Below are 12,785 nucleotides of genomic sequence, written 5' to 3'. Positions count from 1 at the left end.
GGTATCCGACGTATGCGCCTGACCGGCCGGCTGCTGCTGGCGACCGGGCTGGTCGCCGTTGTCGGGCTCGGCGCCTGGTGGCTGACGCGCCCCGAGCCGGTGGCGGTGCGGGTGGCGGCGGTGGAGCGGGGCACCGTGGAAGAGGTGGTGGCCAACACGCGCGCCGGCACCGTCATGGCCTGCCGGCGGGCGCGGCTGGCGCCGGGCACAGGCGGGCAGATCGCGACCCTGAGCGTGCACGAGGGCGATCGGGTCGAGGCCGGCCAGCTGTTGCTGGAACTCTGGAACCAGGACCTGAAGGCCGGCGTGACCCTGGCCGAGCGCGAGGCTGATGCGGCGGAGGCCCGAGCCCGGGCTGCCTGCCTGAACGCGGACCAGGCGGAGCGTGAGGCCGCGCGCCAGGTCAAGCTGCAGGAGCGCCGCATGGCCTCGGAAGAGGCGCTGGACCGGGCCATCACCGCGGCCCAGGCCGGCCGCGCCGATTGCGAGGCGGCCCGGGCCACGGCCCGGGTCAGCGCGGCGCGGGTGGGCGTGGCGCAGGCGGAGCTGGAGCGCACCCGGCTCACGGCGCCCTTTGCGGGCATCGTCGCCGAGGTCTCCGGCGAACTGAACGAATATGTCACGCCGTCGCCGCCCGGCATCCCGACGCCGCCGGCGGTGGACCTCATCGACGATGCCTGTTTCTACATCTCTGCCCCCATCGACGAGGTGGACGCGGCAGCGATCCGCCTGGGTCAGCCCGCCCGGGTGGCGCTGGACGCCTTTGGTGATCGCACCTTCGATGGCACCGTCAGGCGGATCGCGCCCTATGTGCTGGATCAGGAGAAGCAGGCGCGCACCGTCGAGGTGGAGGTGGTCATCACCGCGCCGCCGGCGGACACCCCGCTGCTGGCAGGCTACAGCGCGGATGTGGAGATCGTCATCGACGTTGCCGACGATGCGCTGCATGTGCCCACCGCTGCCATCCGCCCCGGCGACCCGCCACGGGTGCTGCTACTGGACGCCGCCGATGGCCGACTGCTGGAGCGGGAGATCGCCACCGGGCTGGCCAACTGGGATCGCACCCAGGTCACCGCCGGCCTGGTGGCGGGGGACGCGGTGGTGCTGTCCCTGGACCGCGAGGGCGTGCAGGCCGGTGTCGCCGCCATGGCGGAGGCGGAGCCATGACCCGCCGGGGGCGGCGGTACCGGGCATGATCGAGCTCGCCGGCATCGAGCGCACCTTTCGCGTGGGCGACGAGGTGGTGCACGCGCTGCGCGCGGTGGACCTGAGCCTGGCCGACGGCGAATACGCCGCCGTGATGGGGCCGTCGGGGTCGGGCAAGAGCACGCTGCTGAACATCCTCGGCCTGCTGGATCGCCCGGATGCGGGCAGCTACCGGCTCGACGGCATCGAGACCACGACGCTGCCCGAGGAGCGGCGCGCCCGCTTGCGGCGTGAGCGCATCGGCTTCGTGTTCCAGGCCTTTCACCTGATCCCGCGCCTGAGTGCGTTCGAGAACGTGGAGTTGCCGCTGGTGCTGGCGGGCGTGGCACCGCGGGTCCGGCGCGAGCGTGTGCGGCAGTCGCTGGCGTCGGTGGGGCTGACGCCGCGGGCGGCGCACCGGCCCGACCAGCTCTCCGGCGGCCAGCGCCAGCGCGTGGCCATCGCCCGGGCGACGGTGATGGCGCCGGGGCTTATCCTGGCCGACGAGCCCACCGGCAATCTCGATCGGGCCTCCGGCGAGGAGGTGGTCGAGGCGCTGGAGGCGCTCAACCGTCAGGGCATGACCCTGGTCGTGGTGACCCATGATCCGGCGCTGGGCGACCGCGCCCGGCGTCGGGTGCAGATGGACGACGGCGCGGTGCTGGCGGACTGAATGGACCGGCGGACCCGGCGAGCGTCCCATGCGTAGCGGCGATGTCATCGGCGGCGCCCTGCGTGCCCTGACGGCCCATGGTGCGCGTAGCTGGCTGACCCTGTTGGCGGTGGCCTTCGGCAGCGCCGCCGTGGTGTTGCTGTCGTCGCTGGGGGAGGGGGCGCGGCGCTATGTGCTGGAGGAGTTCACCCAGCTTGGCACGCACCTGCTGATCGTGTTGCCCGGTCGCAACGAGACCGCCGGCGGCGCACCGCCCCTGCTCGGTGAGACGCCCCGGGATCTGACCCTGCAGGACGCCCTGGCGATGCTGCGCTCGGTGCATGTGCAGCAGGTGGCGCCCATCGCTGTCGGCCAGGCGCCGGTATCGGCGGAAGGGCGGGAGCGCGAGGTGACCATCCTGGGCACGACGGCGGATTTTCTCGATGTGCGGCACCTGTCCGTGGCCAGCGGTCGCTTTCTGCCGTCGGGTGATCCCGAGCGGGCGATGCCCTACGCGGTGGTGGGCCAGACCTTGGCAGAGGCGCTGTTCGGCAATGCCAGTCCGGTGGGTCGGCGGGTGCGCATCGGCGACCGGCGCTTTCGCATCATCGGCGTGCTCTCCAGCAGCGGCGTGTCCATGGGCGACAACCTGGCCGATCTGGCCATCGTGCCGGTGGCCTCGGCCCAGGCCCTGTTCGACAATCCGGGGCTGTTCCGGGTGCTGGTGCAGGCCCGCGGCCGGCAGGGCCTGGACAGGGCGGCGGAGGACCTGCGCCGCATCGTGCGCGAACGCCATGAGGGCGAGGACGATGTCACGGTGATCACCCAGGACGCCATCCTCGGCACCTTCGACCGCATCCTCGGCGCCCTGACCCTGGCCGTTGCGGGCATTGCCGCCATCAGTCTGGTGGTCGCCGGTATCCTGATCATGAACGTGATGCTGGTATCGGTATCGCAACGCACCGCCGAGGTGGGCCTGCTGAAGGCCCTGGGCGCGCGTCAGCGCGACGTGATGGCGCTGTTCCTGACCGAGGCCTTCCTGCTCGCCGGCGCCGGCACCGTGGCCGGGGTGGTGCTGGCCTATCTGGGGGTATGGCTGGTCAACATGCACCTGCAGGCCTTCCACCTCAGCATCCCGCTCTGGGCGCCGCTCGCGGCCACCCTGGTGGCCCTGGCGGCGGGGCTGGTGTTCGGTCTGCTGCCGGCGCGGCGGGCCTCGCGGCTCGATCCGGTGACGGCGCTGACCGGGCGCTGATCGGAAACTGAACCGATGCGGCCGCGTGATTTCGTCGTCTATACCCTTGGTGCCGTGACCGCCCAGCGGGGGCGCAGTCTGCTGACGGTGACGGGCATCGCCATCGGCGTGGCCGCAGTGGTGTTGTTGACGGCTATCGGCGAAGGCATTCATCGGTTCGTGCTGGCGGAGTTCTCCCAGTTCGGCACCAATCTCATCTCCGTGACCCCCGGTAAGACCAGCACCATGGGGCTGTCCGGGGCCATGGTGTCGAATGTGCGACCGCTGAGCCTGACCGATGCCCGCGCCCTGCAGCGGGTGGCGGATGTGGAGGGGGTGGTGCCGGTGGTGCAGGGCAATGCCGCGGTGGAGTGGGGCGGACGCAGCCGGCGCACCATGGTGCTCGGTGCGGGTGCGCGGGTGCCGGACATCTGGGCGTTGCGGCCGGCCATCGGCCGCTTTCTGCCGGACGAGATCAGCGGCGGACGCCCGTTTGCGGTGCTCGGGTCGAAGCTGCGCGACGAACTGTTCGGCACCGCGTCGCCGCTGGGGGAACGCGTTCGCATCGGCGGCGAATCCTTCCGTGTCATCGGTGTCATGGAGAGCAAGGGACAAATGCTCGGGTTCGATCTGGACGACACCGTCTACATCCCGGTGGAGCGGGCGCTGGCCATGTTCAACCGTGACAGCCTGATGGAGATCGACCTGCTCTACGACCGCGCCGCCGACAGCGATGCGGTGGCCGCCCGGGTGCAGGAGATGCTGATCCTGCGCCACGGCCAGGAGGACTTCACCATCACCACCCAGGACCAGATGCTGGACGTGCTGGGCTCGGTGCTGGGGGTGCTGACCACCGTGGTGGCGGCGCTGGGGGGCATCTCGCTGGCGGTGGGGGGCATCGGCATCCTCACCATCATGACCATCGCGGTCAGCGAGCGGCGTCGCGAGATCGGTCTGCTGCGGGCGCTGGGCGCCGGTCGTGGCCAGATCCTGGGGCTGTTCCTGCTGGAGGCGGTGACGCTGGCCCTGCTCGGGGGCCTGGCCGGCTTCGTGCTGGGCGCCGGCGGCGCCTGGCTGATCGGCGTCCTGGTGCCGGCGCTGCCGACGCAGACGGCCTGGCAGTACGTGCTCGTCGCCGAGCTTACCGCCGGCGGCATCGGCCTGCTGGCGGGCGCCCTGCCGGCGCTGCGAGCCTCCGCGCTGGATCCGGTGGTGGCGCTGCATGAGGAGTGACGGGGCCTGTTCCGGGCCTGCGTCTGTCATTTGTACTAATATGATGCCCTCGAAGGATCTGGCAACTCATCCAGGTGCCCCGAATCTCAGGCGCCATACCGAGCCGAACGTCATCCATGCAAGAATCTTCCTTCACCAGTGCTGCCGTTGACCCGCCACCACCCGAGACACGTCCGCGGGGCACCCTGGGCGGACGCTTTCTGGGCGGGCTGTTCCTGACCTTCAGCCTGGGGCTGGTCTCCTGCCAGTCGCTGTTCTTCCGATGAACGACCAGCGTCCCGGTACATCCGGCGTCCGGCGGCCCAACCTGCAGGCCCTGCTCGCGCGCGTGCGCGGCATGGACCTGAAGCTGGATCTGCCCCCGGACACCTCCCCGGACGCTTCCCCAAACGCGCACCCGCACGCGCCTGCCAATCCGGCCCCGAACGGGCCCCAAGGTCAGATCGGGCAGCTGGTTCCGCCACCCTGGCAGACGGCGCACCAGCGCAAGGGCTACCGGCCGGTGCTGTTGTGGGTGCTGTCGGCGCCGTTGGTTCCGGCGGCGGTGTTCGCCCTCGGCAGCGGGCACCTGCAGGGCTTTCTGGGCGATGCCCTGGGCTGGGCGCTGGTGGCGATGGCCGCCGTGCTCACCCGGCTCGGTTTTGCCGATGCCGCGTCCGGCCGTGAGCGACGCTTCTCGCGCCGCTGGCGCTTGCCCCTGCGCAATCTGGCCGCGGTGGCCCTGGGCCTTGGCACCCTGACCGTCGCCCTGTTCGGCGTCGGGCACGGTCTCGGCATCGGCATTGCCTTCGGCGCGCTGGCGGTGTTGGGGTATCACCTGGCCTATGGGCTGGAGCCGGTGGTGGCAGGGGCGCGCCTGGGCGGCGATGACATGCTGTCGCGCCAGGTGGCGGAGGCCCTGGCCGAGGCCGAGAAGCGGCTCATCAACCTGGAGCGTGCCGCCGGCGCGCTGAGCAATCCGGAGCTGCGGCTGCGTTTGAGCCGCATCGCCCACGAGGGCCGCGGCATGCTGGAGCAGATCGCCGAGCGGCCGTCGGACCTGCGCCGGGCACGACGCTTCCTCACCGTCTTTCTGGAGGGGGCCGAGCAGGTGTCCGACGGCTATGTGCGCTCGCATCATCACGCCGGCTCCGACGAGCTGGAGCAGAATTTCCGCACCGTGCTGATCAGCATCGAGGATCAGCTCATCCGCCAGCGCGCGCGCTTGCGCGAGGCCGATGTACTGGACCTGGATGTGCAGATCGAGGTCCTGAAGAAGCAACTGGAGCAAGAGGGCATCCGATGACCACCCAAGCCGCAGACACCGAGTCACAGCGCCGGAGCCCGGAGGCGTCCGCGGGCGACAGCCTCGCTCCGGTCGGCACCCCGGTCGTTGCCCTGGCCGAGGCACCGCCGGCGGAGCAGACCGAGATCAAGGCCCTGCTGGCGGAGCTGGATCTGACCGACAGCAACGCCATCATGCACTTCGGCGCCCGGGCGCAGCAGCAGCTCACCGTGGTCTCGGACCAGATGCTCGAGGGTGTGCGCAGCAAGGACTCCGGCTCCGCCGGCGACTCCCTGAGCCTGATGGTCACCACCCTGCGCGGTTTCGACGTCGAGGGCCTGGACCCCAATGCCCGGCGTGGCCTGCTGTCGCGCCTGTTCGGCAGCGGCAAGCCCATTGTGCGTTTCCTGCAGCAGTATGAGCTGGTGCGCGATCACATCGATCGCATCACCCTCGACCTTGAGCGGCACAAGACCCGGCTGCTCACCGACGTGACTGCGCTGGACCGTCTGTATGATGCCAATCTGGCCTATTTCCGCGAACTGGAGCACTACATCGCCGCCGGCGACGCCCGGCTGGCCGAACTCGACGACGAGACCATTCCGGCACTGGCGGCCAGGGTGGAGCAGGAGCAGGACATGGTGCAGGCGCAGAACCTGCGCGACCTGCGCGGCGCCCGCGACGACCTGGAGCGGCGCGTGCACGACCTGCGCCTGACGCGGCAGGTGGCCATGCAGGCCCTGCCCAGCATCCGGCTGGTGCAGGAGAACGACAAGGGCCTGATCAACAAGATCAACTCCACCCTGGTCAACACCGTGCCGCTGTGGCGCCAGCAGCTGGCCCAGGCCATCACCATCTATCGCTCCGGCCGCACCGCCGAGACGGTCAAGGCCGCCACCGACCTCACCAACGAACTGCTGCAGGCCAATGCCGAGAACCTGAAGACCGCCAATCTCGAGGCGCGCAAGCAGATCGAACGTGGCGTGTTCGACATCGAGACCGTCAAGCAGGCCAACCAGGCCCTGATCGAGACCATCGAGGAGAGCCTGCGTATCGCCGAAGAGGGCCGATGCGCCCGCGCCGCCGCCGCCGCGGAGCTGTCGCAGATGGAGGCGGAACTGCGCAAGAGTCTGGCCGCAGCCGGAGCAGACTGAGCCGCCAAGCACCAGGCACCAGGCACCAGGCACCAGGCACCAGGCACCAGCCGCCTGGCACCAGGCGCCAGCGATCAGCCGCCAGCCGCTCCGATCAGTTGATCGCAGACGACGCCAAGAACACGCAGATAGTCGCTTGAAAGACCTGGTTTTTCTCCGCGTTCTCCGTGTCTTCGCGGTGCAGACGGGCAACTGACGGAGCTGGCGAGTGGCGGAAAGGCCGTGGAGGGTCTAGATTGTAGGTGGGAGGCTCGAAAACGTATGAAAATCGCACCGGAAATCACGTTCCGCGGCATGTCTGCCACCGACGCCCTCGAGGCCGACATCCAGGAGAAGCTGGAGAAGCTCGACCGCTTCTTCCCCGACATCATGAGCGCCCGGGTCACGGTCGAGGCCAACCACAAGCATCATCACAAGGGCAATCTGTACCATGTGCGCGTCGATCTGACCGTGCCGGGGCAGGAACTGGTGGTCAGCCGGGACCCGAAGGATCACCAGGCGCATGAAGACGCCTATGTGGCCATCCGCGACGCCTTCGCCGCCGCTCGGCGCCAGCTGGAAAACTACGCGCGCAAACTGCGCGGCAATGTGAAGACCCACAGTCCGCCGAGCCACGGTCGGGTGGTGGAACTGGTGCCCGCCATGGACTACGGCCGCATCGAGACCCCGGACGGCCGGCTGGTCTACTTCCACCGCAACAGCCTGGTCGACGCAGACTTCGATCAGCTCGAAGCAGGCGCCGAGATCCGCTTTGCCGAGGAGGCCGGTGCCGAAGGCCCCCAGGCCTCCAGCGTGCATCGCGTCGGTAAGCATCACATCGTCGGCTGACGGCCGTTCTTCCCCAGCGCCCGCCCTCACAGGGGCGGGCTGTCGGGGATCAGGTTGCTCAGAAACCGCCGGGTTCGGCGTGCTGCGGTCGCATCGCTGATATTTCCTCGGCCAATCCCCATCTCCATTCGTAAATCCGGTCTTTCGCCGCACGGCGATGTGGACCGGGCAGTCTCTACCGATCGATGGGGCAGAAATGAGCAATACGCTGAGAAATCCCAATCCGCTTCCCAGGCGCGGGGTGCCAAGGGCACCGTCGGCGTCGCCGGCCGGATCAACGCCGGGATCAGCGCCGTTGCCGGTGCCGTCGCCGGCGGCGGGTGGGCCTGCCGAGCGGCGGTCGTCCGCCGGCGCTGACTGGTTGCCCCGGCTGGGCCGGGGTCTGACCAGTCGGTACAGCCTGATCGCGGCGGCGCTGCTGTTGCCGGTGGCGTTGCTGTTTGCGCTGGGGGGCTGGTGGTCGCTGCAGCCGGCGAAGTTCGATGTGGTGGCCAATGCCGAGTCCATGCTCGGCGCGGAGCGTGCCGATACGGTGCAGGGGGCGACCACTGTGGCCGCGGCGGTGCAGGTGGCGGAGACGCTGCTGCGCAAGCCGGGTGGCTGGCTGCACAACGACCGGCTGCCCCCCGGCGTCTTGATGGATAACATGCCGGCGTGGGAATACGGCGCCCTGACGGAACTGCGGGACTCGGTGCGCGCCATGCGCAATGACTTCAGCCGCTCCCAGACCCAGTCCATCGAGCATGAGGCGCTGAAGAACGCCGATGCCGAACTGAGCTTTGACCCGAATGCCTGGTTCCTGCCATCGGCGGAGGACGAGTACCGCCAGGGCACCGCGGCCCTGCGCAGTTACCTGCAGGCGCTGGTCTCGGGGCGCGACTCCACCGCCCGCTTCCATGCCCGGGCAGACAACCTAGGCGCCTATCTGGCGGTGGTGGAAAAACGGCTCGGCAGCTACGGCCAGCGGCTGACGGCCAGTGTCGGCGATGCCGAACTGACCGGGGCACTGACCGGCGCCGGGTTCGAACCGGCGGCCGGGGCACAGGTGCTGGAGCGCACCGCCTGGAACGCGGTGGATGATGTCTTCTTCGAGGCGCGGGGCTACACCTGGGCCCTGCTGCACATGATGAAGGCCCTCTCGGTCGACTTCCGCAAGGTGCTTGAGGACAAGAACGCCGAGGTGTCCATGCAGCAGATCATCCGCGACCTGGAGCAGGCCAGCATGCGCAAATGGAGCCCGGTGGTGCTCAACGGCAACGGCTTCGGCGTGCTGGCCAACCACTCGCTGGTGTTGGCCTCCTACATCGCCCGTGCCAATGCCGCGGTGCTCGACCTGCGGGTGTTGTTGCAGCGCGGCTAGATCTGTCGAAGCCCGGAAAACGGGGCGTCGGCTCAGCGCGCAGGCAATGCAGCCAGGTAGGCGGTGATGCCGTCGAGGAACATCTGTATGGCCATCATGATCAGCAGCATGCCGCTCAGGCGGACGATGGCGCGCAGGGTGCGGGCGCCGAGCATGTCCATCAGCAGTCCCGAGCCCAGCAGGATCAGCGCGCTGAAGCCCCAGGCCAGGGTCAGGGCGCCGATCCAGGTCGGCAGCAGTTGCGGGTCGCGGCTGACCAGCAACAGCAGGGCGGATACCGCGGATGGTCCGGCGAGCATCGGAACCGCCAGGGGCACGATCAGCGGTTCCTCATTGTTCGGATTGAGTGCGTGCCTGTTCGGAACGACCTCCTGACCGGTCGTGGCTGGCGCCTGTGGCGTGGCGACCGTCGGGTGCGCCTCCTCAGGGAACACCATGCGCAGCGCGATGATGAACAGCACCACGCCGCCGGCCACGCTGAGCGCCGGCTGCTCCAGCCCCAGCCATTGCAGGATAGCCTTGCCGCCCACCAGGAAGGTCAGCAGCACCAGATAGGCCACGACCAGTTCCCGGGCGATGATGACCAGGCGCCGCCGGCGTGGATAGCGCCCGAGCAGGGCATGGAACAACGGGATGTTGCCCACAGGGTCCATGATGATCGCCAGCAGGATGGCGGCGGACAGCAGTTCCATGGTCGTTGCGGTCAGCCGCGCTCGATGCGCAGCTTGATCACGGCGCGCTCATCCGCCTCGATGACGGTGAAGCGCCAGCCGGCCTCGGACACGCCGTCGCCGACCCGCGGGATCCGCCGCAGCCGGGTCTCGATGAAGCCGCCGGCGGTGTGGAACTCGGTCGCCGGCAGGTCGATGCCGAGCAGCGCGTTGAGTTCCGAGATGGGCACGCGGGAGTCGAACACGTACAGCCCGTCGTCCATGCGCTGGAAATGGCGCTTGCGCTTGGGGCGGTAGACGTCGAAGTCGTAGCCCACCTCGATCTCGCCGACCACCTCCTCCAGGATGTCTTCCATGGTGATCATGCCGATGGCCGAGCCGAACTCGTCCACCACCACGGCCATGTGGTCATCGCGCTCGCGCAGCAGCGGCAGCAGATCGTCGATGGGCTGCAGCGGCGAGCAATACAGCGCCGGGCGCAGCAGCTCGCCCAGCGGCTGCGCGCGGACGCTCTCGTCCATCAGGTCCCACACCGTCAGGGTGACGATGCCGATGACATTGCCGATGTTGCCTTCGTAGACCGGCAGTCGGTTGAACCCCGACTGGCGCACCAGCTCCGCCGCGTCGCGGGTGCTGCGCAGGTGGTTCAGCGCGGTGATCTCCGCCAACGGTACCATGGCCTCGCCCACGGTGGTGCTGCCGAACCGGATCGCGCGCTCGATGCGCTTGCGGTCGAAGACGTCCACGTCGGCGCCCCGGTCCGCCATGTCTACCAGGGTGGCGACCTGCTGGCGGGTGATGAACAGGCTGCTCGCCGAGCGCGGCCCGCCGGCGATGCGGGCGGCCGCTCGTGCCACCAGCGAGAACAGCCAGACCACCGGATACAGTACCAGCGAGAATGCGCGCAGGGGGTAGACCACAACGGGGGCCAGGGCATCGGCCTTCTGCTGATAGACGCTCTTTGGCACGATCTCACCGAATACCAGCAGGATCGGCGTCAGCAGCAGAAAGGCGTACAGCTCCCCCAGCGGGCCGAAGCGATCGATCAGCAACAGGGTACCGAGGGTGGTCAGGGTGACCACGGCGATGTTGGTGCCCACCAGGGTCGTGGTCAGCAGCACCTCCGGGCGCTCGAACAGCCGCAGGGCCACCTGGGCGCCGCGATCGCCCTTGCCGGCGCGGGCCCGCAGGCGCAACTTGTCTGCGTGCACCAGCGCGATCTCGCTGCCGGAGAAGAAGCCCTCCAGCAGCAGCAACAGGAGCATGATCAGGATGGCCAGGGTGGGGTCCATTCTTTGAAGTTTGAAGTTTGAAGTTTGAGGTTTGAGGTTTGAGGTTTGAGGTTTGAGGTTTGAGGTTTGAGGTTTGAGGTTTGAAGGCGGGTGGCGTTGGGGGCTGGCGGTGTTCGGGGGCTGTGATCAGGGGCCGGAGCCGGGATGTCGCTCGGGGTTGGTGTCGGATTCGGTATCTGGCTCCGGCTGCGGTTCCGGTTCCGGTTCCGACTCGGGGGGCTGATCCTGGTCTGCGGGTGGCTCGGGGGATGATTCCGGCGACGTCTTCGGGGGCGTTTCCGGAGACGTTTCCGGGGTCGGTGGTTCGGTGGCCGTGGGACCGCGGGAGGCGCGGACGGTGGCGATGCGCAGGCCGTCGAGTTCCAGCACCTCGAGCACGCAGTCTTCCACGGTGACGCGGTCGCCGATCCGCGGCAGGCGATCCAGGTGGCGGAAGGCGACGCCACCGATGGTGGTCATGCGCGGGTCCCAGATGCCGAAATTGGTCAGGTCGTTGAAATCGGTCAGTTTCATGTCGCCCGGCACCTGATACACGTTCTCGTCACGCTCGTGGTAGTGCGCCTGGCCCTTGGCCTCGCCGGACAGGTGGCCGAAGATGAAGGTCAGGACGTCGCGGATGGTGACGATGCCGGCAACCCCGCCGAACTCGTCGATGACCAGCGCTGCCCGGGTCTGGTTGCCCTGGAAGAAGTCGAACATTTCGTCCACGCGTTTGGTCGGCGGCGCCACCACCAGCGGTCGCAGCAGGTCGTCCAGGCGTTTGTCCGTGAGATCGTGCTGGTCGAGCACCAGCGGCAGCACGTCTTCCAGGTGCAGGAAGCCCACCAGGTTGTCGCGATGGCCGCGGTAGACCGGCACGCGCGAATGGCGCAGGCTGCGGAAGCGCTCCAGCGCCTGCGGCAGGTCGCTGTCGGCGCTGATGAAGGCCATGCGTGTGCGCGGTGTCATGATCTCGACGATCTCGGTGGCCCCAGCGTCGAGCAGATGATAGATCAGTGCGCGCTCGGTGGCCTGCAGATGGCCCTCGTTGGCCACCTCGTCCACCAGGGTGCGGAACTCGTCGATCTGCAGGATGTTTTCCGGCGCCTTCTCATGGCCGACGATCCAGGTGGTGACCCGGTCTGACACCAGCCTGAGCAGCACCCGCAATGGCGTGACCAGGCGTGCCCAGTGAGCCATAGGGGCGGCCACCAGGTCGGCGCTGACGCGTACCGGATTGGCGATGGCCACGGTCTTGGGCGTGACCTCGCCCAGCAGCAACAGCAGCGGCACCATGACCAGCACGTTGATGACGCCGGCCCGCTCCTCGCCGTAGAGCATCACCAGGATGCCGGTCATGTTGGCCACCGCCGCGATGTTGATCAGCTGGTTGCCGCACAGCACCGAGATGATCAGGCGTCGCGGCTGGTCCAGCAGTGCCTGCAGGGTGTCGATGTGCCGGTGCTGGCGCCGGCGCAGTTGCTGCAGGTCCAGCCGCGACAGCGAGAACAGGGCCGTCTCGGAACCGGAGAAGAAGGCAGACCCCAGCAGCAGCAGGAATTGCAGCAACAGTCGGGCCAGCATGTCCGGCGTGGCCAGCAGGGCGGGGTCGAAGGCGAGATAGCTCGTCAGGTCCGACAGCCAGTGGGCCGGCCAGGCCGGCAGCTGCGACCACAGCCCCGCGGCGAGGTGGTCGGCATTGGCGAGTGCGTTATCCAATGGACGGGGTGTCGGTCCGCGGCGGCTGTGCGATACACGCCAGACTACCCGAGTCCGCGGGGCGGTCACAAGCCGGGGCGGATGACGGTTTGGTGTCCTTGTGCGCTGCCGGCTCGCCCATATTCTTTTCCCTATGTAGACGCTGATTTATTGGCCATCCTGGCCAAAAATCAGCACGCGATTCGAAAACGCGGTTTCCGAATCGCTGCATTTT

Annotated in this window: 12 protein-coding genes; 9 read left to right on the top strand and 3 right to left on the bottom strand. The window is 68.6% G+C overall.

The features are described 5' to 3' along the window. The first annotated feature begins 12 nt into the window (after positions 1-12). The 9 genes from F2Q65_RS11570 to F2Q65_RS11535 all read left to right on the top strand — a co-directional run bounded on the left by F2Q65_RS11570 (position 13) and on the right by F2Q65_RS11535 (position 8,910). Positions 13-1,167 (top strand): efflux RND transporter periplasmic adaptor subunit, encoded by a 1,155-nt coding sequence (locus F2Q65_RS11570; RefSeq protein WP_150093534.1) that lies wholly within the window; start codon positions 13-15, stop codon positions 1,165-1,167. A gap of 25 nt (positions 1,168-1,192) precedes the next feature. Continuing rightward, positions 1,193-1,858, top strand: coding sequence for an ABC transporter ATP-binding protein (locus F2Q65_RS11565; RefSeq protein ID WP_150093532.1), 666 nt, complete (start codon positions 1,193-1,195; stop codon positions 1,856-1,858). Positions 1,859-1,886: 28 nt separating this feature from the next. Then, positions 1,887-3,092, top strand: a complete 1,206-nt coding sequence (locus F2Q65_RS11560; protein ID WP_150093530.1) for an ABC transporter permease — start codon at positions 1,887-1,889, stop codon at positions 3,090-3,092. Positions 3,093-3,107: 15 nt separating this feature from the next. After that, a complete protein-coding gene (locus F2Q65_RS11555) occupies positions 3,108-4,304 on the top strand; it encodes an ABC transporter permease (protein ID WP_150093528.1) in 1,197 nt (398 codons plus the stop codon). A 116-nt stretch (positions 4,305-4,420) separates the two neighbouring features. Further along, positions 4,421-4,570, top strand: a complete 150-nt coding sequence (locus F2Q65_RS19475) for a hypothetical protein (protein ID WP_170265660.1) — start codon at positions 4,421-4,423, stop codon at positions 4,568-4,570. Continuing rightward, complete coding sequence (locus F2Q65_RS11550) at positions 4,567-5,589, top strand: 5-bromo-4-chloroindolyl phosphate hydrolysis family protein (RefSeq protein WP_246156165.1); 1,023 nt, start codon at positions 4,567-4,569, stop codon at positions 5,587-5,589. The genes F2Q65_RS19475 and F2Q65_RS11550 overlap by 4 nt, the downstream gene beginning before the upstream one ends. Next, positions 5,586-6,722, top strand: a complete 1,137-nt coding sequence (locus F2Q65_RS11545; protein ID WP_150093526.1) for a toxic anion resistance protein — start codon at positions 5,586-5,588, stop codon at positions 6,720-6,722. The genes F2Q65_RS11550 and F2Q65_RS11545 overlap by 4 nt, the downstream gene beginning before the upstream one ends. A gap of 261 nt (positions 6,723-6,983) precedes the next feature. Further along, positions 6,984-7,550 (top strand): HPF/RaiA family ribosome-associated protein, encoded by a 567-nt coding sequence (locus tag F2Q65_RS11540; protein WP_150093524.1) that lies wholly within the window; start codon positions 6,984-6,986, stop codon positions 7,548-7,550. A gap of 301 nt (positions 7,551-7,851) precedes the next feature. After that, a complete protein-coding gene (locus tag F2Q65_RS11535) occupies positions 7,852-8,910 on the top strand; it encodes a DUF2333 family protein (protein WP_246156172.1) in 1,059 nt (352 codons plus the stop codon). A gap of 32 nt (positions 8,911-8,942) precedes the next feature. Here F2Q65_RS11535 and F2Q65_RS11530 read toward each other — a convergent pair whose 3' ends face one another. The 3 genes from F2Q65_RS11530 to F2Q65_RS11520 form a co-directional block, all read right to left on the bottom strand. After that, a complete protein-coding gene (locus tag F2Q65_RS11530; protein WP_150093520.1) occupies positions 8,943-9,602 on the bottom strand; it encodes a MarC family protein in 660 nt (219 codons plus the stop codon). An 11-nt stretch (positions 9,603-9,613) separates the two neighbouring features. Then, positions 9,614-10,873 carry a hemolysin family protein gene (locus F2Q65_RS11525; protein ID WP_150093518.1) on the bottom strand — a complete coding sequence of 420 codons (1,260 nt, stop codon included), beginning with the start codon at positions 10,871-10,873 and terminating at the stop codon, positions 9,614-9,616. Between the two features lie 126 nt (positions 10,874-10,999). Further along, positions 11,000-12,571, bottom strand: a complete 1,572-nt coding sequence (locus F2Q65_RS11520) for a CNNM domain-containing protein (RefSeq protein WP_150093516.1) — start codon at positions 12,569-12,571, stop codon at positions 11,000-11,002. Positions 12,572-12,785: the final 214 nt, after the last annotated feature.

Origin of the sequence: Thiohalocapsa marina, from assembly GCF_008632335.1 — a bacterium.
Taxonomy (GTDB): Bacteria; Pseudomonadota; Gammaproteobacteria; order Chromatiales; family Chromatiaceae; genus Thiohalocapsa; species Thiohalocapsa marina.
Note: the sequence above shows the minus strand (reverse complement) of the source record. Positions and strands in the feature narration are given on the sequence as shown.